Source organism: Janthinobacterium sp. PSRC1-1, from assembly GCF_049897525.1.
In the GTDB taxonomy this organism is placed as follows: Bacteria; Pseudomonadota; Gammaproteobacteria; order Burkholderiales; family Burkholderiaceae_D; genus Janthinobacterium; species Janthinobacterium tructae.
In genome coordinates this window covers 16,478-36,960 of record NZ_JAFCWK010000017.1, presented here as the reverse complement: position 1 = coordinate 36,960, position 20,483 = coordinate 16,478, and the positions used below count along the sequence as shown (strand labels likewise).

Genomic DNA, 20,483 nt, shown 5'->3' with positions numbered 1-20,483 from the left:
TGCGCCGGCTGCGCGCGCCGGATTTTGCGCTGGCGCCAGCAAGAAAGAAATCTTGCGTTAGTCATTTGGTAACTTGTACAGACCTGTCCGATGCAATACCCCGGGCTTTGTTATGATGGTGGTTTTGATCCACGCGAAACCCGTCATGTTCGAATTTCTTTTCAAGCGTTCTGCCAGCAAGCCTTCCGCACCAGACCCTGTCGTGGCAGAACAGGCCGCCGCCTCGGCGCAGAGCGCATCGCGCCGCGCCGAACAGGTTGCGCGTGCCCACGCCGTGGCGGGCGACGAAGCCGCCGCCGTTGCATTCATCCTGTCCAGCGAATTTGCCGATGCCCGTCTGATCGCCGCTGAACACGTCCATGCCTTGCCCCTGTTGGAAAAAGTCCACCAGGCCATGCGCAACACGGACCGCCGCGTCGCCAAGCTGATGCAGGGTCGCATCGACCTGATCCGCCATCAGGCGGCGGAAACCCAGCGCGCCCAGGCCAGCATCGCCACGGCCGAGCGCCTGTTGAATGATGACAAGCTCAGTCCCAACCAGGTAGCCGAACTGGACCGCCAATGGCAAGTCATCAAGGCCACGCCCGAGCTGGCGAGCGCCTTTGTCGCCGCGCGTGCCGCGCTGGCCGCGCGCCTGGAAGCGCAAGTGGTGTTGCAGCGCGCCGTGATCGACGCCGTCGTCGCCGCGCGCGCGCTGGCCAGCAATGGCCAGTCCGCCGGGGAACTGGCGCAGGCGCTGGCCCGCCTGGATGCGGAACATGCACAACATGCACAATCGCCCGAGCGCGGCTCCTTGCCGAAACACCTGGAAAGCGACTTCATCCAGGCGCGCGAGCAGGCGCAGTCCGCTTTGCAAGCGCTGCAGCAGCACCAGGCCGTGTTCGACGCGCGCCAGGCCGCGCTGACCGAATGGCAGGCGCAGGACGCCGCCACCCTCGACGTGGATGCCCTGAAACGCGCGTGGCAAGCCCTGCCGCGCCTGCCCGAGTCGCCGCTGTCCGACAGCCTGCAGCAGCAATTTGCGGCCGTGCTGGCCAGCGCCCCGGCGCCCGTGCAGACGGCGGAAACAGCGGCCGCACCGGCCCATACTGCACCTGCAGCTGTACCTGCGCCGCGCAAGCCGCGCCAGGAGCTCGCGCCCGTGTCGAAAGAAGCGACGGAGCAGTTCGTCAAGACGCTCGACGCCATGGAAGCGGCGCTGCAGGAAGGATTGCTGCACGTCGCTTCCGAGCACGACAAGACTTTGCGCGACAGCAAGCACGGCCGTTTGACGCCGGCGCAAGCGGACCGCCTGGCCCATGTGCGCGCACAATTCAAGCAACTGGCCGACTGGGCGCGCTGGGGCGGCAACGTGTCGCGCGAGGAACTGGTCAAGGCGGGCGAGGAATTGCCGGCGCAAGAACTTCCAATGGCCGAGCTGGCCAAGAAAGTGGGCAGCCTGCGCGAGCGCTGGAAGTCGCTCGACACCTTGTCCGGCCCGGCGCCGAAATCCCTGTGGGAACGTTTCGACGCCGCCTGCAGCCTGGCGTACGCGCCGGCGGCCCAGCATTTCAAGCAACTGGCCGAAGAGCGCCACGGCAATGCGGCCAAGGCCCAGGAACTGATCGCGGAAACGGCGGCGCTGGCCGCCGAAGAGAGTACCGACTGGAAACACGTCGCCTCCGCCTCGCAGCGTTTGCGCCAGGCGTGGACGCGCCTGGGCACCATCGACCGCAAGGAAAAGAAACGCCTGGATACGGAGTTCGGCGCCGCGCTGGATGCCCTGTCGAAGCCGCTCGATACGCAGCGCCTGATCGAGACGGCGCGCCGCGAACAATTGATCGTCGAAGTGGGCTTGCTCAAACCATCGGAGCGCAACACGGTCGACATGCTCAAAGCCTTGCAGGACAAATGGCAGGAACTGGCGAAAGCCCTGCCGCTGGAGCGTCGCGCGGAACAGGCGCTGTGGCAGCGCTTCCGCGCCGCCTGCGATGATATCTTCTCCAGGCGCAAGGAAACGGCCCACGCGGCCGACCACGAGCGCCGCGAACACCTGCATGCGCGCGAAGCGCTGTGCGCCAGCCTGGAAACGGCCGTCGTGCCCGAGGGCGACGACAAGGCCCGCAGCGCCTTCATCGACCACTTGCTGCGCGACACGCGTGCCGCCTGGAACGCCACCGGTCCCGTGCCGCGCGCCAGCGAAGCGAAGATCGAGCAGCGCTACCAGGCGGCCGTTGCCGGCGTGCAGGCGCAGGCCGATGCCATCGCCGAGCGCGCCGGCGCGGCCCAGGCCAACGCCCTGCGCGACAAGCTGCGCCTGGTGCAATCGCTGGAAACGGCACTGGCCGATGGCGACGCCGGCGCCGACGCGCAAGCGTGGAGCGAACGCTGGAGCGCCTTGCCAGCGTTGGACACGCACTATGAACGCAGCCTGCAGCAGCGCTTTGCCGCCGCCCAGGCGGCATTGGGCGAGGGCAGCGCCGCCTACGTGCAGCAATTGCAGGCCAACCAGGAGCGCTTGCGCGATGAAGTGTTGCGCCTGGAAATCGTCGCCGGCGTCGACAGCGGCGCCGAATTTGCCCGCGACCGCTTGAAAATGCAGGTGGAGGTGCTGCAATCGTCGCTGAAATCGGGCCAGAAGCCGCTCACGCAAGTGTCGCAGCTGATGCAACTGTGCGCGATTGCCGCCGCCACCGATGCGCGTACGGCCAGCCGTATCGAAACCCTGCTGCGCCGCATTGGAGGCCATGCCAAATGAGCACTTCCGTGCGTGTCCAGCAAGCCGATTTTGACTTGAGTCAAGAAATTGCACAATTGCGTGCAGGCAACCCCAAGGTGGGCGCCGTCGTCGGCTTTGTCGGCACGGTGCGCGACATGAACGAGGGGCTGGACGTGGCCGCCATGGAGCTCGAGCACTATCCGGGCATGACGGAAAAGTCCATCGAAGCGATCGTCGAGCAGGCGCGGGGCCGCTGGCCCCTGTCCGGCGCACTGGTGATCCACCGTGTGGGGCCCTTGCTGCCGCAGGAGCAGATCGTGCTGGTGGCCGTCTCGTCCGCCCACCGTGGCGAGGCTTTCGCCGCCTGCGAATTCATCATCGACTACCTGAAGACGGAAGCACCTTTCTGGAAGAAGGAAGACACGCCGGAAGGCGCGCGCTGGGTCGATGCGCGCGACAGCGACGAGACGGCGCTGGACAAATGGACGGCAAAAGCACCCGCCATGTGAGGCGTTTCTGCCGCGCACGCCAGCATTTGCAAGAATGCATCAGTTTTCTGTTTTGTGTATGCTTGAAAAGTACTGCCTCACCCCAATTTGGTTAACAACTAATTAACCGGGAGCGCTTTTCATGCGACAAGACAAACTCACTACCAAGTTACAGGAAGCCCTGGCCGACGCACAGAGTCTGGCCGTGGGCAACGACAATCCCTATATCGAACCAGTCCACCTGCTGACGGCCCTGTTGAACCAGGACGACGGCGGCGCCCGTTCGCTGCTGCAGCGCGCCGGCGTCAACGTGGGCGGCCTGTCCAAGGCCCTGGGCGCTTCGATCGAACGCTTGCCTAAGGTGTCGGGCACGGGCGGCGACGTGCAGGTCAGCCGCGAATTCGTGGCCTTGCTGAACCTGGCCGACAAGGAATCGCAAAAGGCGGGCGACCAGTTCGTGTCCAGCGAAATGGTCTTGCTGGCCATGACGGACGACAAGTCCGACTGCGGCAAGCTGGCGCGCGAAAACGGCCTGACCCGCAAGGCCCTGGAAGCGGCCATCGACGCCGTGCGCGGTGGCAACAAGGTCGATTCGCAAGAGGCCGAAGGCCAGCGCGAAGCCTTGAAAAAATACACCCTGGATCTGACGGAGCGGGCACGCAAGGGCAAGCTCGACCCTGTCATCGGCCGCGACGATGAAATCCGCCGCACCATCCAGATCCTGCAGCGCCGCAGCAAGAACAATCCCGTGCTGATCGGTGAACCGGGCGTGGGCAAGACGGCCATCGTCGAAGGCCTGGCGCAGCGCATCGTCAACGGCGAAGTGCCCGAGTCCCTGAAAGGCAAGCGCGTGCTGGCGCTGGACATGGCCGCCCTAGTTGCCGGTGCCAAGTTCCGCGGCGAATTCGAGGAGCGCCTGAAGTCCGTGCTGAAGGAACTGGCCATGGATGAAGGGCAAACCATCGTCTTCATCGACGAGATGCACACCATGGTGGGCGCGGGCAAGGCCGACGGCGCGATGGACGCCGGCAATATGCTCAAACCGGCGCTGGCGCGCGGCGAACTGCACTGCGTGGGCGCCACCACCCTCGACGAGTACCGCAAGTACATCGAGAAGGATGCCGCGCTGGAACGCCGTTTCCAGAAAGTGCTGGTCGACGAGCCGACTGTGGAGGCGACCATCGCCATCCTGCGCGGTTTGCAGGATAAGTACGCGCTGCACCACAAGGTGGAAATCACGGACGCGGCCATCATCGCCGCCGCCGAGCTGTCGCACCGCTACATCACGGACCGTTTCCTGCCCGACAAGGCGATCGACCTGATCGATGAAGCGGCGGCGAAGATCAAGATCGAGATCGACTCGAAGCCGGAAGTGATGGACAAGCTGGAACGCCGCTTGATCCAGCTGAAGATCGAGAAGGAAGCCGTCAAGAAGGAAAAAGACGAGGCGTCCTTGCGCCGCCTGGCCCTGATCGACGAGGAAATCGTCAAGCTGCAACGCGAATACAACGACTTCGAGGAAATCCTGAAGGCGGAAAAAGCCGTGGTGCAAGGCAGCACGCACATCAAGGAAGAGATCGAGAACGTCAAGCTGCAGATGGAGCAGGCGACGCGCGAGAGCAACTGGCAGAAAGTGTCGGAGCTGCAGTATGGCAAGCTGCCGCAGCTGGAAGCCCAGCTCAAGCAGGCTGACAGCGGCATCCCGAAACGCGATCCCGACCAGCCGAAACTGCTGCGCACGGAAGTGGGCGCCGAGGAAATCGCCGAAGTGGTGTCGCGCGCGACGGGCATCCCCGTGTCGCGCATGATGCAGGGTGAACGCGACAAGCTGCTGCATATCGAAGAGAAGCTGCATGAGCGTGTCGTGGGCCAGGATGAAGCGATCACGGCCGTGGCTGACGCCATCCGCCGCTCGCGCGCCGGCCTCTCCGACCCGAACCGTCCCTATGGTTCCTTCATGTTCCTGGGGCCGACGGGTGTCGGTAAAACCGAGCTGAGCAAGGCGCTGGCGACCTTCCTGTTCGATACGGAAGAATCGATGATCCGCATCGACATGAGCGAGTTCATGGAGAAGCATTCCGTGGCCCGTCTGATCGGCGCGCCACCGGGCTATGTCGGTTACGACGAGGGCGGTTACCTGACGGAAGCCGTGCGCCGCAAGCCGTACAGCGTGATTTTGCTCGACGAAGTGGAAAAGGCGCATGCCGACGTCTTCAACGTGCTGCTGCAAGTGCTCGACGACGGACGCATGACGGATGGCCAGGGCCGTACGGTGGACTTCAAGAATACCGTCATCATCATGACCTCGAACCTGGGTTCGCACAAGATCCAGGCCATGGAAAGTGATGATCCCGGTGTCGTGAAGCTGGCCGTGATGGCTGAGGTACGCTCGCACTTCCGTCCCGAATTCGTCAACCGCATCGACGAAATCGTCGTGTTCCACGGCCTCGACGAGAAAAACATCGGCGCGATCGCGAAGATCCAGCTCAAAATTCTCGAAGAACGCCTGGCGCGCATGGACATGCAGCTGAGCTTGACGGACGCGGCACTGCAGCAAATCGCCGAAGCGGGCTACGATCCGGTGTATGGCGCCCGTCCTTTGAAGCGGGCGATCCAGCAGCAGATCGAAAATCCGCTGTCGAAGCTGATCCTGGAAGGCAAGTTCGGCCCGAAAGACGAGATCCGCATCGACGCCCAGAACGGCAACCTGGTATTTACGGGTGCGCAGGTGGGGCTGGACAAGGTGTAATGCTGGCTGGTCAGTCCCTGCGGGATTGGAAGCTACCCCATTGGGGCAGCTTCCCCCGTCGGGTCTGACCCCAGTTTTACGCTGTGGGGTGTTGGCGCAAGCTAACATCGGCATAATCTAAGGCAGGGCGGTATCAGGCTAGACCTGATGCCGCCCTTCTTGTTATGATCGTCACTATTTTCTGACTAATTGCGGAGGCGGTACGATGGCAAACACATGGCAAGCAGGGCGGCGCATTGGAGTGGGATTGACCTTGGCGGCGGCCGTGCTGGCATTGCCTGCCCACGCCCAGGAAGAAAAAGTCCTGAACATCTATAACTGGTCCGACTATATCGGCGACGACACGATCAAGAATTTTGAGAAGGAAACGGGCATCAAGGTACGCTACGACGTTTTCGACAATAACGAAATCCTCAATGCGAAACTGGTGGCGGGCAAGTCCGGCTACGATATCGTGGTGCCGACGGCTCAGTGGGCGCGCCTGCAGATCGATGCGGGCCTGCTGCGCAAACTCGACAAGAGCAAGCTGACCAACCTGGGCAACCTGGACCCGAACCTGCAAGCCAAGCTGTCGAAGATCGACCCGAACAACGATTACCTGGTCGACTGGCTGTGGGGCTACACGACGGTGGGCATCAACGTCAACAAGGTCAAGGCCGCGCTGGGCGGCATGCCCATGCCCGACAACGCCTGGGACCTGATCTTTGACCCGAAATATGCGGCCAAGCTGAAATCGTGCGGCGTGTCCTTCCTCGACTCGCCGTCCGAAGTGCTGCCGGCCGCCCTGCAATACCTGGGCAAGCCCGCGTACTCGAAAACGGCTGGCGATTATCAGGAAGCGGGCAAGGTGCTGCAAGCGATCCGCCCCTACGTAACCCTGTTCAGTTCGTCAGGCTACATCAACGACATGGCCAACGGTTCCGTCTGCGTCGCGCTGGGCTGGTCGGGCGACATCAATATCGCGCGCCAGCGCGCCATCGATGCGAAAAACGGCAATGTGATCCAGGTGCTGGTGCCGAAGACGGCCGCGCTGATGTTCGACACCATGGCCATCCCCGCCGACGCGCCGCATCCGAACAATGCGCACCTGTTCATCAACTACATTTTGCGTCCGCAAGTGCATGCCAGCCTGAGCAACAAGGTGTTTTACGCGAATCCGAATCCGGCCAGCATCAAATATGTGCGCAAGGATATCGGCGAGAACAAGGCCATCTTCCTGTCGGATGCCGACAAGCAGCGCATGGCGGCGCCAGAAGCGACCACGGCCGATATCCGCCGCTTGATGACGCGCATCTATACGAAGTTCAAGACGGGAGTGTAAAGACAAGGATGGCGCGAGGGACGGGCTGGTGGCCGTCGCTGGCGCCATGCGATAGTGCCGAGGTGAACACTACTCGTGGTAGCGGTCCATCAGCTTGTGGTGACTGCCGCGCATTTCTTCGATCAGTTCAAAGGCGACGAAGCCGATGATGGCGGCGAAGATGGCGATGAAGAGAAAAACGAGGAAGGTGATTAACATGGTCTTTCAGCCGCCGTTGGACGGCCGTCCGCTGGGTTGCTCAATGTGCCGGAGCAGGGCTCTTGCACGTAGTTGATGCAATTAAACTCTAGCAGATCGGCAGCGCTTTGCAAGGCTGCCGAGTTGTAATTCCTGCCAGTATTTGTCCCAGCGCATTATTCGCGCATTTCAATCTGGGGTCAGACCCCGTGGCCTATTTCACCACCAGATCATGCGCCATCACGGCCTTCAAATAGACGCTGAGCGGGTCGCCTAATTCGCGTTGCGAGAACCACCACGCGCTGGCCTTGCGCATCTCCCATTCCTGCTCCTCGCCCGTCAGCAGCAGGGCGGCCGCCTGGCCCAGTGTGGGTTGGTGGCCGACGATGAGCACGCTTTCCTTGCCGGCTGGCCAGTTGGCCGCCTTGAGGATGTCTTCCGCCTCGGCGCCGGGCGCCAGTTCCGGCATCAGCTTGAACTTGCGCCCCAGCGCTTCCGCCGTTTGCAAGGTGCGCAGGGCGGGGCTGACGAGGATGCGGCAATTTTCCGGTAGTTGCGAGGCCAGCCATTCACCCATGCGGCGCGCCTGTTTTTGACCTTTGATGGTCAGGGCGCGTTCGAGGTCGGGCAGGCCCGGCTCGGCTTCTGCGTGTCGCCACAAGATGAGATCCATGCTGTGCTCCTGTGTGTAGAGTTGCTTATTCGCCGACCTCCGCGCCCGGCGTGCCCAGTGTGTGCATCAAATACTGCTGGGCGCTGAACGGCGTTTGCTTGCCGCGCGGCTTGCGGCGCGCGTAGTGGCCCGTCGGCTCCAGTTCCCATGCATTCGTATTATCCTTCAAATACGGATTGAGGCCCTCGGCGATCACGCGCCGCTTCAGCGCCCTGTCCAGCACGGGGAAAGCCACTTCCACCCTGCGGAACAGGTTGCGGCTCATCCAGTCGGCACTGGCCAGGTAAACATCGTGCGCCAGGTCGTTGCGGAAGTAGTAAATGCGGCTGTGCTCAAGGAAACGGCCGATCACGGAGCGCACCTTGATGTTTTCCGACAGGCCGGGCACGCCCGGCTTCAGGGTGCAGGCGCCGCGCACGATCAGGTCGATCTTCACGCCATCGGTCGAGGCCGCATACAGGGCGCGGATCACGGATTCATCGACCAGCGCGTTGACTTTGACGATGATGCGCCCGCGCCGGCCAGAGCGGGCGATCTTCGCCTCGTTGCGGATGGCCTTGATGATCTCGCTTTGCAGGCCGAACGGCGCCAGCCACAAATGGTTCAGGTTGTGCGGCTTGGTCAGGCTGGTCAGGTGGATGAACACCTCGTTCACTTCCACGGCCAGGTCCTGGTTGGCCGTCAGCAAGCCAAAATCCGTGTACAGCTTGGTGGTGGTGGGGTGGTAGTTGCCGGTGCCCAGGTGGGCGTAGAAGCGCAGCGCACCTTCCTCGCGGCGGATGACGAGCGCCACCTTGGCATGGGTTTTCAGTCCCACCACGCCGTACACGACTTGCGCGCCCGCCTGTTCCAGCTTGTCGGCCCAGTTGATATTGGCTTCTTCGTCGAAACGCGCCATCAATTCCACGATGACCGTCACTTCCTTGCCCATCTTCGCCGCCGTGATCAGCGATTCCATCAGGTCCGAATTCATGCCCGTGCGGTAGATCGTCTGCTTGATGGCGACGACGGACGGATCGTAGGCGGCGCTGCGGATGAAGTCGATCACCGTCTGGAACGATTGGTAGGGATGGTGCAGCAGGATGTCGTGCTTGTTCAGCGCGGCAAAGATGTCGTTGCCGATGGCTTTATGCGCGAGGCCCGGGAAGAAGGGCGGGAAGCGCAGCTCAGGCTGCTTGACGTGGTCGATCATTTCCGACAGACGCACCAGGTTCACGGGGCCGTTGACGCGGTAGAGGCGGCTTTGATCGAGGCTGAACTGGTCGAGCAGGAACTGCGACAGTTCCGGTGGACAATTGCGCGCCACTTCCAGGCGCACGGAAGTGCCGAACTGGCGCCCCACCAGTTCGCCCTTCAGGGCCTGGCGCAGGTTCTTGACTTCGTCCTCGTCGACCCACAGGTCGCTGTCGCGCGTGACGCGGAATTGTGAATAGGCAATCACCTCGCGCCCGGCGAACAGGTCCGAGATGTGCGCATGGATGACGGAGGACAATAAACAGAAGGACACGCCGTCGCCCGATATCTCGTCCGGCAGCTTGATGACGCGCGGCAAGACACGGGGCGCCTTGACGATGGCGATCGCCGTGCCGCGCCCGAACGCATCCTTGCCGCTCAGCGAAACGATGAAATTGAGGCTTTTATTCACCACTTGCGGGAACGGGTGGGCCGGGTCCAGGCCGATCGGTGTCAGCAGGGGGCGCACTTCGCGGTCGAAATACTGCTTGACCCACGCGCGCTGCGCCTCGTTGCGGTCGCTGTCGCGCAGCAAATGCACGCCCGCTTCGCGCAGGGCCGGCAAGACGTCGTTATTTAATATCTCGTACTGGCGTTCCACCAGCGCATGGCATTCCTTGCCGATGCGCTCCAGGTTGGCCGCCAAGGCAGGGTGGCCCGCCAGCGTACCGCCGATGCTGCCGGCCGCCAGCAGGCTGGCCACGCGCACTTCGAAGAACTCATCCATGTTACTGCTGACGATGCACAGGTAGCGCAGGCGCTCGAGCAGCGGAATGTTCGGGTCTTCCGCCTGGGCCATCACGCGCCGGTTGAAAGTCAGTTGCGACAGTTCGCGGTCAAGCAGGATGCCCGATTTGGTCACTTCCATGTGCAGTTCAGGTTTCATATTCTTTTGTCTTTGCAGATGATTAATTCTAGCGGTATTTTTGCTTGTATGACGCGCAATGAGTGTAATCATGAAATATGACATGGCCGTGACATATTCTGTCATAAAGCGCCGACGCGGATGTCATTTGCGGCGCTGAAAATGGCATTTCCCCGGGCGTAGGCAAATATTTCATGAAATGTGGCGCATGTCATAAAGCTGTCATATTCGCTTGCTAGACTGCGCAGCATTCAACCGGGACTTTGAGCCCTAACAACCCTGAGGACTTGATATGCAAATGAAGCAAATGTTCAAATTTATCGTCGTGGGTGCTTCGGCAGCGATGGCATTTTCTTCCGCTTCCGTCATGGCGGCAGATATGACAGGTGCTGGTGCTACTTTCCCGTACCCGATCTACGCCAAATGGGCCGAGACTTACAAAGCCAACACCGGCAACGGCCTGAACTACCAGTCCGTCGGTTCCGGCGCCGGTATCAAGCAAATCAAGGCCAAGACTGTTGAATTCGGCGCTTCGGACATGCCTCTGAAGGCAGAAGAGCTGGAAGAAGCAGGCCTGATGCAGTTCCCGGCCATCATGGGCGGCGTGGTCACCATCGTCAACCTGGACGGTGTAACCCCAGGCCAGCTGAAAATGACCGGTAAAGTCGTTGGCGACATCTACCTGGGCAAGATCACCAAGTGGAGCGCACCTGAGATCGCCGCACTGAACAGTGGCGTCAAGCTGCCGGACACGGAAATCACCGTGGTGCACCGCGCCGACGGTTCGGGCACGTCCTTCCTGTTCACCGACTTCCTGTCGAAAACCAACCCGGAATTCAAATCGAAAATCGGCGCTGGCTCGGCTGTGAAATGGGCCGTGGGCGTGGGCGGCAAGGGTAACGAAGGCGTCGCCGCCAACGTGCAGCGTATCAAGGGTTCGATCGGCTACGTCGAGTGGGCTTACGCCAAGAAAAACAAGATGTCGCACACCCAGTTGCAAAACAAGGACGGCAACTTCCTGCAGCCTGACGATGACAACTTCAAGGCAGCAGCCGCTTCGGCACCTTGGACGCAAACCCCAGGCTTCGGCGTGGTCCTGACCGACCAGGCTGGCAAGAACAGCTGGCCTATCACGGGCGTGTCGTTCATCCTGATGCACAAAGTCCAGGCTGACGCAGCCAAGGCTAAAGAAGTCCTGAAATTCTTCGACTGGGCCTACAAGAACGGCGGCGCCGCTGCCGTTGAACTGGACTACGTGCCGATGCCGGCATCGGTCGTGAAACTGGTGCAGGAATCGTGGAAAGCCAATTTGAAAGATGCATCGGGCAAGTCGATCTACTAATCCGATAGTCTGAATACAGCAATATCCATCCTTGTCCCCGCCAGCAGCACGGCGGGGCAGGGAGTTAGCCAGGACCGCCCGCCAGCCCTTGCAGGCGTTCCCGGCTAAAAGAGCACGATAAAAATAGCAGTACCTGCAGTACCACCCACATGGCACATTATGAGCGCACAATCTACCTCCTCCACGATCCCCATGCCAGGCGGCACCATGACCGATTCCATCAGTCACGCGCAAATGCTTTCCACCATGCGCAAGCAGCGTATCCAGGATTTTTTGTTCCACAAGGTGACGATGCTGTTCGCCCTGTCGGTGCTGATCGTCCTGGTCGGCATTATCATTTCGCTGATCATGGAATCGATACCGGCCTTCAAGACCTTCGGCCTGCATTTCATCGTGTCCGCGGAATGGGACCCCGTCAATGACCAGTACGGCGCCCTGATCCCCATCATCGGCACCCTGGTGACGTCCGTCATCGCCCTGCTGATCGCCTTTCCCGTCAGCTTCGGCATCGCCCTGTTCCTCACGGAAATCTGCCCGGCCTGGCTGCGCCGCCCCCTGGGCACGGCCGTCGAACTGCTGGCCGGCGTGCCATCGATCATCTACGGCATCTGGGGCCTGTTCGTGTTTGCGCCGCTGTTTGCCGACCACGTCCAGCCCATCCTGAAAGCCACCTTGGGCAACGTGCCCGTCATCGGCCAGCTGTTCAGCGGCCCCATGATGGGCATCGGCTTGCTGACGGCTGGCCTGGTGCTGGCCATCATGATCATCCCTTTCATCGCTTCCGTGATGCGCGACGTGTTTGAAATCGTCCCTGCCGTGCTGAAAGAATCCGCATACGGCCTGGGCTGCACACGCTGGGAAGTGGTGCGCAAGATCGTCTTGCCATACACCAAGACCGGCGTCGTCGGCGGCGTCATGCTGGGCCTGGGCCGCGCACTCGGTGAAACCATGGCCGTGACCTTCGTCATCGGCAATGCCAACAAGCTGTCGTGGTCGCTGTTTGCCGCCGGTAACAGCATCACCTCGCTGCTGGCCAATGAATTCGGCGAAGCGCAATCCGAGCTGCACGTCGCTTCGCTGTTCTCGCTGGCGCTGATCCTGTTTGTCATCACCTTTATCGTCTTATCCGCCGCCAAGCTGATGCTGGCAGGCATGTCCCGCAAGGAAGGCACGAAATGAGCCAACTCAGCCAAGTTAGCACCCACGACGTTCCGGCCAAGCCGGCCATGAACCCTGTCTACCGCAAGCGTTTGCTGATGCACCGCATCGGCATCGCCCTGTCGGTGGCGGCCATGGCCCTGGGCCTGGCCGTGCTGGTGTGGATCTTGTTCACGCTGGTGATCAAGGGTTTCGGCGCGCTGTCCATCGACCTGTTCACGCAAACCACGCCGGCCCCCGGCAGCGAAGGCGGCGGCCTGATCAATGCCATCGTCGGCAGCGCCCTGATGGTGGGCCTGGCGACTGTCGTCAGCACCCCGATCGGCATCCTGGCTGGCATCTACCTGGCCGAATACGGCGAAGAAAACAAGCTGGCGCAAGTGACGCGCTTTGTGACGGACATCATGCTGTCGGCCCCGTCCATCGTCATCGGCCTGTTCGTGTATGCGCTGTACGTGGCGCACGTGAAACACTTTTCCGGTTACGCCGGCGCCATCGCGCTGTCGCTGATCGCCGTGCCGGTGGTGGTGCGCACGACGGACAATATGCTGCGTTTGGTACCGAACAGCCTGCTCGAAGCCGCGTTTGCCCTCGGTGCGCCGCGCTGGAAAGTCGCCACGCTCGTGCGCTTGCGCGCTGTGAAAGCTGGTGTCATCACCGGTGTCCTGCTGGCCTTGGCCCGCATCGCCGGCGAAACGGCGCCGCTGCTGTTCACGGCCCTGAATAACCAGTTCCAAAGCTTCAACATGAATGCGCCGATGGCCAACTTGCCGTCCGTCATCGCCTCGTTCGCGATGAGCCCGTACGACAACTGGCGCTCGCTGGCCTGGGGCGGTGCACTGCTGATCACCTTCAGCGTGCTGGCCTTGAATATCCTGTCGCGCACTGTGTTCAGCCAAAAAGTCCCTAATTAAACAGATACCGAGCGAAGCGAACCCCTATGAATACGCAAATGAATCCAGCCCAAGACCTGGCACCAAAGAAAAAGACCATCGAGATTTCGGGCCTGAACTTTTTTTACGGCAAAACGCAAAGCTTGCATAACGTCAACCTGGACATCCACGAAAAGAAGGTCACGGCTTTCATCGGCCCGTCCGGTTGCGGCAAGTCGACCCTGCTGCGCACCCTGAACCGCATGTATGACCTGTATCCGGGCCAGCGCGCGGAAGGCTCCATCCTGTACCGCGGCCGCAACGTGCTCGACGCCGACCAGGACGTCAACATGCTGCGCGCCAAGGTCGGCATGGTGTTCCAGAAGCCGACGCCGTTCCCCATGTCCGTCTACGACAACATCGCCTTCGGCGTGCGCCTGTATGAAGACCTGTCGAAAGGCGAGATGGATGAGCGCGTCGAATGGGCTCTGAAAAAGGCCGCGCTGTGGGGTGAAGTCAAGGATAAGCTGAACAAGAGCGGCCTGTCGCTGTCGGGCGGCCAGCAGCAGCGTTTGTGCATCGCGCGCGGCGTGGCCGTGAAACCGGACGTCTTGCTGCTCGACGAGCCGACCTCGGCGCTGGACCCGATCTCGACGTCGAAGGTGGAAGAGCTGATCAGCGAACTGAAACAGGATTACACGATCGCCATCGTGACGCACAATATGCAGCAGGCGGCGCGCTGCTCCGACTACACTGCCTATATGTACCTGGGCGAGCTGGTGGAATTCGGCGAAACGGACCAGATTTTCATGAATCCGGCCCGCAAGGAAACGCAGGATTACATCACGGGCCGCTTCGGCTGATCCGCCCAGAATAACGACATACAAGACAACTGAATACGGAGAGACAGCATGTTAGGCGAACATTCATCCAAGCAATACGACAACGAACTCGAAGCGATCCGCTCGAAAGTGCTCCTGATGGGCGGCATCGTTGAAACCCAGTTCCTCGACGCGATGACGTGCTTTCGCATCGGCAACCCGGAACGCGCCGACCGCGTGATGCGCGAAGACGACGTCGTCAACCAGCTGGAAGTGTCGCTGGACGACGCCTGCAGCCATCTGATCGTGCGCCGCCAGCCGGCCGCCAACGATTTGCGTACCATCATGGCCACCATCAAGGTGATTACCGACCTCGAACGCGTAGGCGACGAGGCGACCAAGATCGCCCGCGTGGCGAAGAATCTGCACAAGCGCGGCAACGGCGTCGTCAACCATTACGAGATGGTGCGCGGCATTGCCAACACGGCCACCGACATGCTGCACGATGCGCTCGACGCATTCGCGCGCAACGATGGCAAACAGGCCTTACAATTAATTGCACAAGATGCCATCATCGACCATGAGTTTCGGTCTATCATGCGCAACTTGATCACCTTTATGATGGAAGACCCGCGCACGATTTCGGCGGCGCTCGATACCCTGTGGGTGGCCAAGGCCATCGAACGGATCGGCGACCATGCGAAAAACATCGCCGAATACGTGATTTACGTGGTTGAAGGCAAGGATATCCGCCACACCAAGGTGGCGGCTCCCGCCATTTCCGAGGAGCTCCCTGAGTAAGCTTTATGGCATCTGATAAAACCACGGTATTGATTGTTGAAGATGAGCCGGCCATCGTTGAACTGGTGACCTATTCGCTGCGCGAATCCGGCTGGAATTGCTGTTCCGTACAAAACGTCGCCGACGCCTGGGAATTCATCCAGCACCGCACGCCGCACCTGATCCTGCTGGACTGGATGTTGCCGGACCAGACGGGTTTGCGCCTGCTGTCGCGCATCCGCGCCGACCGCAATTTCGCCGCCATCCCCGTCATCATGCTCACCGCCAAGAGCATGGAAGAAGACAAGCTGGCCGGCCTGAACAGCGGGGCCGACGATTACGTCACCAAGCCGTTCTCGCCGCGCGAGCTGCTGGCGCGCGCCAAAGCGCTGTTGCGACGCAAGAGTCCGGAACACGCGCAGGCGCCCATGCGCGCTGGCAACGTGGCGCTGGACCCCGTCAGCTGCACGGTGATGATGGATGAACAGAAGATCGATATCGGCCATGCCGAATACAAGCTGCTGAAATTCCTGCTGGCCCATCCGGAGCGCGTGTTTTCGCGCAGCCAGCTGCTCGACAAGGTGTGGGGCGACCATGTGGTGATCGAGGAACGCACGGTCGATGTCCACGTATTGCGCTTGCGCAAAGCCTTGAAAGAGGCGGAAAGCCTGATCAAGACGGTGCGCAGCGTCGGCTACATGTTGTCTGAAAAATAAAGCCTGTCTCTTATGAATCCGAAATTGCTGTTCTGGGTACCGGCCGCCTTGCGCATGGTGCTGGCGCTGCTGGGCGTGGCTGTCGTCTGGTACCTGTTTGGCGCCACGTATGCGCTGGGCATCGCCTTCGTGCTGATGGCCATGATGGTGTTCGTGCAGCTGTCGTACCTGTTCCAGCTGAGTAACTGGCTGGACAATCCGCAAAGCGCCAAGTTGCCCGACGGCTGGGGCGCCTGGACCAGCATCTTCGCGCGCCTGTACCGCATGCGCCGCGACGACGAGAAAAACCAGGCCGAGCTGACCGAATGGCTGGCGCGCTTCCGCCAGGCCATGCATCTGCTGCCCGACGGCGTCGTCATCATGGACGATGTGCTGTTCCTCGAATGGTGCAACCCGGCCGCCGAGAAACACCTGGGCCTGACGCACGAGCGCGACAAGGGCATGCGCGTCACCAACCTGATCCGCAGCCCCGAGTTCATGGATTACATCATCCTGGGCCGCTACGACCAGCCGCTGACGATCACCTTCCGCAACCGCAAGCTGATCGTGCAAATCATTCCGTTCGAGAACCGCCGCCAGATCCTCGTCACGCACGATGTGACGGAGACGGAACGCATCGAAATGATGCGCCGCGACTTCATCGCCAACGCGTCGCACGAATTGCGCACGCCGCTGACGGTCATCGTCGGCTTCCTGGAAATCGCTTCCGCCGAGCTGGACCTCGATGCCACCACGCGCGCCGCCCACCTCAAGCTGATGACGGAGCAGGGCCACCGCATGCAGCATCTGATCGAGGACATGCTGACTTTGTCGCGCCTGGAATCGGTCGACTACCCGCTGCGCCCCGAGCCCGTGGATATCAAGAAGCTCATGCAGCAGGTCTTGCGCGACGCCAAGGGATTATCTGCCGGCAAGCACGAGATCAAGATGGAATGCAACGGTCCCGACGTGCTGGGCAGTTACGATGAGCTGTATAGCGCGTTCGGCAACCTGGCGTCGAACGCCGTGCGCTATACGCCGGCCGGCGGCAGCATCACCCTGCGCTGGCAGGATGGCCCGGCCGGACCGCAATTCATCGCGCAAGACACGGGCATCGGCATCAGCCAGGAACATATCTCGCGCCTGACCGAGCGTTTCTACCGCGTCGACAAGAGCCGTTCGCGCGAAACCCAGGGCACGGGCCTGGGCCTGGCCATCGTCAAGCACGTGCTGCTGCGCCACGGGGGCACGTTGGCCATCCAATCCGTGGCCGACAAGGGCAGCAGCTTCATCGTCAGCATGCCGAAATCCGTCGTCACGCCGCTGCAGGGCGAGTTGCTGGTCAAGTAGGACGGGCAGGGGGCCTTCCCCCTGTTTCCCGTGCGACTGGTGCAAGCCTGGCATAAGTCGTTACAATCAGGTCATGACTTTAATCAACGCCTCTTTTCGCCACGCCGGCGCGCAGCAACTGGCCCAATCGCTGCAGGCTGCGCGCCAGGACACGCTTTCCCTGTTCGACTGTTATGTCAGTGCCGGGCTGGACGTGGTAGCGGGCCTGCCCCGTCATCCGCGCCTCAACCCGCCGTTATGGCAGCTCGCGCATATCGCCTGGTTCGCCGAGTGGTTCATCCTGCGCGAAGCCGCGTCCAGCCATCCGGCCGACGCCATCTACAATTCCCTGCTGACACGTGGCGACGATATGTTCGACGCCAACATGGTGCAGCACCGTGCGCGCTGGAAGCTGGAACTGCCCAGTCCGGGCGCCGTGAAAACGTATTGCCGCGAAGTGCTCGACAGGGTGCTCGATAAACTCTCGCGCGAACCCAACGTCGACAGCGCCCTGGCGCCGTACCGGCTGGCGCTGGCGCAGGAAGACTTGTGTGGCGAGGAAATGCTGGCCGGCTTGCAATGGCTGGGTCTGGAAGCACCGGAATCCCTGGCTGGCTGCCCGGCCTTGCCGCCCGGCGCGGGGCAGATCGCCTTTCCAGGCGGCAGCATCGAACTGGGCTCGCCGCGCGGTGCCGGGTTTGCCTTCGACAATGAATCGCCGCCTCATGCCTGTTACGTGGCGCCGTTTTCCATCGATGCATGCGCCGTATCGAACGCCCAGTTTGCCGATTTCGTCGCCGATGGCGGCTACCAGAACCGCCAGTTCTGGAGCGCGGCCGGCAGCGCCTGGCTGATGCGGCAGGAGCGCTCGTCGCCTTTGTACTGGCTGCGCGAAGCGACGCAGTGGCGCACCATGCGTTTCGGCCAGCGCACCACCTTGCCGCCGAATGAAGCCGTGCGCCACATCAATCTGTATGAAGCGCAAGCGTACTGCGCCTGGGCGGGGCGCCGCCTGGCGACGGAGGCGGAATGGGAGTATGCTGCGCTGTCCGGCCATCCGCGCTTTCACTGGGGCCAGGTGTGGGAGTGGACGGCGACGCCGTTCGAGCCGTATCCGGGCTTTGCGCCCGATGCCTGGCGCGAGTATTCGGCGCCGTTTTTCATGCAGCACCAGGTGCTGCGCGGCGCGGCCTTCGCCACGCCGCTGCGCCTGCATTCGGCCCGCATGCGCGCCTTCCATGCGCCCGAACGGGGCGACATCTTTGCCGGCCTGCGCACCTGCGCCTGGTAACGCGCCGAGAACAGACATCATTTCAGGATACCCTTGAGTACAGACAACGCCCCGCAGTTCATTCCTAAACGCATCACGCCCACGCCGGAGCAGGTCGCCATCCAGACGGCGCAAAAGAAAGTGGTCTTGATCGACGCCAATGCCGGCGCCGCCAAGACGACGACCCTGGCCCTGCGCCTGGCCGAGGCGCTGCACCGTGGCCGCGCGCCCGAGCGCATGCTGGCCCTCGTCTTCACGGAAGCGGCGCGCGTGGCCCTGCGCCAGCGCCTGCTGGAAGTGGGCGTGCCGCTCGGCGTCGTCAAGCGCCTGAGCGTCGACACCTTCGACGCGTTCGCCGCCAAGGTGCTGCTGCAGCTGGAAAACATGCAGGTGGCATTCATGCGCAGCGATGAAGAGCTGCGCCCCGTGGCGTGGGAAGCACTGGAAGTCGTGTCGGAAAAGTATGCCCACCGCTACCCGCTGGAAATCAACACGACCAACGGGGCCATCGCCGAATTTTTGAAACTGCAGTTGCGCACCAAGGCGCGCCTGGATTTTCAAAATCCTGACTTCGAGAGCAATTCCCTCGATGATAACCTGGAGCTGCTGGGCATGTCGCGCACGCATTATCTGTGGCTGCGCGAATACGAAGCCTTGCGCGGCGCCGACACGGGCGATATCCAGTTCCGCGCGCCGTTCGACGCCACCTACGACCTGGTGCGCATGCTCGACGGCGACGAACCGCTGCGCCAGCAATTGCCGGCCTTCCAGATCATCGTGGCCGATGAATTGCACGACTTGAACGAAGCGTCGTTCCGCCTGCTGACCATGCTGATACGCCGCGGCAACGCGTTTTTCTGCGGCGCCGGCGACAAGGATCAAGTCATCTACACGTGGTCGGGCGCCGATCACCGCTTCCTGCGCCAGCGCTTCGAACAGGAATTCCCCGCCTTGCAGCGCCTGCCGCTGACGGCATCCTACCGCTACGGCCCGCAACTGGCGCAGGCAGTCGGTGTGTTGAAAAACAAGGCCAGCGTGTCGGCCCTGTCGCGCGCCACCCATATCGACGTGCTCGAGTACGACCATGCGCAGCCGCAGGCGTGCAGCGCCCAGCTGATCGCCGCGCTCGAACACGCGCATGCGGGCACCACGGCCATCTTGCTGCGCGACCGCGACCAGGCCATCCGCGTGGAAACGGCGCTGTTCCAGAGCGGCATCGCGTATGGCCTGGTGGACATGAACAGCTATTTGCTGAGCCTGGAAGTGCTGATGCTGCGCGGCATGGTCGCCATCGCGCGCAAGGATTTACATGCGATCAAGAGCGGCCCGCGCCGTGGCGACATCCTCGAAGCGCTGGTGGCCTTCGCGGAAATCCCTTTTACGCGCACGGAGTTGCAGCAAGCCAAGGCCGACGTGGCCAATTATCCGGACTTGCTGGAAGGCTTCCTGACCAACCAGCTGGCCAAGTCGCACAACCAGGACAAGGCGGCGCTGACCCTTGCCGCCGTCGATTACCTGCGCGCGCTGCCCCCCGACGCCCTGGCGGGCGACGCCCTGCAGCACATCTTTGGCCTGATGCAGCTGGAACAGACGGCGCGCCGCATCTATGTCGACCCGGCCCAGGCGCGGGTCGTCGCCCGTTCGCTGCACGGTTTCATTGCCGTGTGCCGCGAAGCGGGCGTGGCGCTCGGTGGCTTTGCCGGCTGGCTGGGCGAGATGGAAGAGGCCGTGACGGTCTCGACCGGCAAGGCCAAGCTGGTCATCGCCTGCATCGACCAGATCAAGGGCCTCGAATACAACCATGTCATCCTGCCTTACCTGGCCGTCGATGAATTCCCCCGCAGCAAGACCGACCCGCTGGAAGAGGAAAACCGTTTTTATGTGGCCGCCACGCGCGCGCGTGACCGGCTCACCTTGCTGACGCCGGAAGACCCCGCCTACCGGAGCCGCTACATCGCCGCCCTGCAGCTGAAAAACAAGACTGTTGCGCCCAAGTCATAAATCCTTTGCCG

16 protein-coding genes are annotated in these 20,483 nt (G+C 61.9%); 13 read left to right on the top strand and 3 right to left on the bottom strand.

Features of this window, described 5'->3' with window-relative positions; translation table 11 throughout:
- The first annotated feature begins 145 nt into the window (after positions 1-145).
- The 4 genes from ACP7DW_RS26005 (at position 146) to ACP7DW_RS25990 (ending at position 7,256) form a co-directional block, all read left to right on the top strand.
- On the top strand, positions 146-2,737 hold the full coding sequence (locus ACP7DW_RS26005; protein ID WP_426057396.1) for a DUF349 domain-containing protein: 2,592 nt from the start codon (positions 146-148) through the stop codon (positions 2,735-2,737).
- Positions 2,734-3,207, top strand: coding sequence for a molybdopterin synthase catalytic subunit MoaE (moaE, locus tag ACP7DW_RS26000; protein ID WP_298414209.1), 474 nt, complete (start codon positions 2,734-2,736; stop codon positions 3,205-3,207). Before ACP7DW_RS26005 ends, moaE begins: the two co-directional genes overlap by 4 nt.
- Positions 3,208-3,328: 121 nt before the next feature.
- Positions 3,329-5,935: an ATP-dependent chaperone ClpB gene (gene clpB / locus ACP7DW_RS25995; RefSeq protein WP_426057397.1), complete on the top strand. Its 2,607-nt coding sequence runs from the start codon at positions 3,329-3,331 to the stop codon at positions 5,933-5,935.
- A gap of 205 nt (positions 5,936-6,140) precedes the next feature.
- A complete protein-coding gene (locus tag ACP7DW_RS25990) occupies positions 6,141-7,256 on the top strand; it encodes a polyamine ABC transporter substrate-binding protein (RefSeq protein WP_141172535.1) in 1,116 nt (371 codons plus the stop codon).
- A gap of 69 nt (positions 7,257-7,325) precedes the next feature.
- On the opposite strand, the gene ACP7DW_RS25985 is transcribed toward ACP7DW_RS25990, so the two are convergent.
- The 3 genes from ACP7DW_RS25985 to ppk1 all read right to left on the bottom strand — a co-directional run bounded on the left by ACP7DW_RS25985 (position 7,326) and on the right by ppk1 (position 10,225).
- Entirely contained in the window at positions 7,326-7,454 is a 129-nt protein-coding gene (locus tag ACP7DW_RS25985; protein ID WP_257224845.1) for a hypothetical protein, read from the bottom strand.
- Between the two features lie 193 nt (positions 7,455-7,647).
- Positions 7,648-8,106, bottom strand: a complete 459-nt coding sequence (gene sixA, locus ACP7DW_RS25980; RefSeq protein ID WP_099759849.1) for a phosphohistidine phosphatase SixA — start codon at positions 8,104-8,106, stop codon at positions 7,648-7,650.
- 25 nt (positions 8,107-8,131) lie between these two features.
- Positions 8,132-10,225 (bottom strand): polyphosphate kinase 1, encoded by a 2,094-nt coding sequence (gene ppk1, locus ACP7DW_RS25975; protein ID WP_141172536.1) that lies wholly within the window; start codon positions 10,223-10,225, stop codon positions 8,132-8,134.
- 271 nt (positions 10,226-10,496) lie between these two features.
- Between ppk1 and pstS the strand changes: the two genes are divergently transcribed.
- From pstS to ACP7DW_RS25930, 9 genes are all read left to right on the top strand, one after another.
- Entirely contained in the window at positions 10,497-11,546 is a 1,050-nt protein-coding gene (gene pstS / locus ACP7DW_RS25970; RefSeq protein WP_426085242.1) for a phosphate ABC transporter substrate-binding protein PstS, read from the top strand.
- 207 nt (positions 11,547-11,753) lie between these two features.
- Complete coding sequence (gene pstC, locus ACP7DW_RS25965) at positions 11,754-12,725, top strand: phosphate ABC transporter permease subunit PstC (protein WP_232730888.1); 972 nt, start codon at positions 11,754-11,756, stop codon at positions 12,723-12,725.
- The gene (gene pstA, locus ACP7DW_RS25960) at positions 12,722-13,618 is read left to right on the top strand and encodes a phosphate ABC transporter permease PstA (RefSeq protein ID WP_426057399.1); all 897 of its coding nucleotides are present in this window, start codon (positions 12,722-12,724) and stop codon (positions 13,616-13,618) included. The genes pstC and pstA overlap by 4 nt, the downstream gene beginning before the upstream one ends.
- Before the next feature lie 38 nt (positions 13,619-13,656).
- The gene (pstB, locus tag ACP7DW_RS25955) at positions 13,657-14,439 is read left to right on the top strand and encodes a phosphate ABC transporter ATP-binding protein PstB (protein ID WP_373629715.1); all 783 of its coding nucleotides are present in this window, start codon (positions 13,657-13,659) and stop codon (positions 14,437-14,439) included.
- Between the two features lie 48 nt (positions 14,440-14,487).
- Complete coding sequence (gene phoU, locus ACP7DW_RS25950) at positions 14,488-15,198, top strand: phosphate signaling complex protein PhoU (protein ID WP_071078202.1); 711 nt, start codon at positions 14,488-14,490, stop codon at positions 15,196-15,198.
- A gap of 5 nt (positions 15,199-15,203) precedes the next feature.
- A complete protein-coding gene (locus ACP7DW_RS25945; protein ID WP_034755074.1) occupies positions 15,204-15,893 on the top strand; it encodes a response regulator in 690 nt (229 codons plus the stop codon).
- 12 nt (positions 15,894-15,905) lie between these two features.
- The gene (gene phoR, locus ACP7DW_RS25940; RefSeq protein WP_116743881.1) at positions 15,906-17,222 is read left to right on the top strand and encodes a phosphate regulon sensor histidine kinase PhoR; all 1,317 of its coding nucleotides are present in this window, start codon (positions 15,906-15,908) and stop codon (positions 17,220-17,222) included.
- 73 nt (positions 17,223-17,295) lie between these two features.
- Positions 17,296-18,492, top strand: a complete 1,197-nt coding sequence (gene senA, locus ACP7DW_RS25935; protein ID WP_426057400.1) for a selenoneine synthase SenA — start codon at positions 17,296-17,298, stop codon at positions 18,490-18,492.
- A 33-nt stretch (positions 18,493-18,525) separates the two neighbouring features.
- The gene (locus ACP7DW_RS25930; RefSeq protein WP_426057401.1) at positions 18,526-20,472 is read left to right on the top strand and encodes a UvrD-helicase domain-containing protein; all 1,947 of its coding nucleotides are present in this window, start codon (positions 18,526-18,528) and stop codon (positions 20,470-20,472) included.
- The last annotated feature ends 11 nt before the right edge of the window (positions 20,473-20,483 follow it).

Excerpts from the sequence above, each read along its gene's own strand:
- senA (WP_426057400.1), top strand. The coding sequence starts at position 17,296 with ATGACTTTAATCAACGCCTCTTTTCGCCACGCCGGCGCGCAGCAACTG.
- ACP7DW_RS25990 (WP_141172535.1), top strand. The coding sequence starts at position 6,141 with ATGGCAAACACATGGCAAGCAGGGCGGCGCATTGGAGTGGGATTGACC.
- pstC (WP_232730888.1), top strand. The coding sequence starts at position 11,754 with ATGACCGATTCCATCAGTCACGCGCAAATGCTTTCCACCATGCGCAAG.
- ACP7DW_RS25985 (WP_257224845.1), bottom strand. The coding sequence starts at position 7,454 with ATGTTAATCACCTTCCTCGTTTTTCTCTTCATCGCCATCTTCGCCGCC.
- clpB (WP_426057397.1), top strand. The coding sequence starts at position 3,329 with ATGCGACAAGACAAACTCACTACCAAGTTACAGGAAGCCCTGGCCGAC.
- phoU (WP_071078202.1), top strand. The coding sequence starts at position 14,488 with ATGTTAGGCGAACATTCATCCAAGCAATACGACAACGAACTCGAAGCG.
- pstB (WP_373629715.1), top strand. The coding sequence starts at position 13,657 with ATGAATCCAGCCCAAGACCTGGCACCAAAGAAAAAGACCATCGAGATT.
- ppk1 (WP_141172536.1), bottom strand. The coding sequence starts at position 10,225 with ATGAAACCTGAACTGCACATGGAAGTGACCAAATCGGGCATCCTGCTT.
- phoR (WP_116743881.1), top strand. The coding sequence starts at position 15,906 with ATGAATCCGAAATTGCTGTTCTGGGTACCGGCCGCCTTGCGCATGGTG.
- sixA (WP_099759849.1), bottom strand. The coding sequence starts at position 8,106 with ATGGATCTCATCTTGTGGCGACACGCAGAAGCCGAGCCGGGCCTGCCC.
- ACP7DW_RS25945 (WP_034755074.1), top strand. The coding sequence starts at position 15,204 with ATGGCATCTGATAAAACCACGGTATTGATTGTTGAAGATGAGCCGGCC.
- ACP7DW_RS26005 (WP_426057396.1), top strand. The coding sequence starts at position 146 with ATGTTCGAATTTCTTTTCAAGCGTTCTGCCAGCAAGCCTTCCGCACCA.
- pstA (WP_426057399.1), top strand. The coding sequence starts at position 12,722 with ATGAGCCAACTCAGCCAAGTTAGCACCCACGACGTTCCGGCCAAGCCG.
- pstS (WP_426085242.1), top strand. The coding sequence starts at position 10,497 with ATGCAAATGAAGCAAATGTTCAAATTTATCGTCGTGGGTGCTTCGGCA.
- moaE (WP_298414209.1), top strand. The coding sequence starts at position 2,734 with ATGAGCACTTCCGTGCGTGTCCAGCAAGCCGATTTTGACTTGAGTCAA.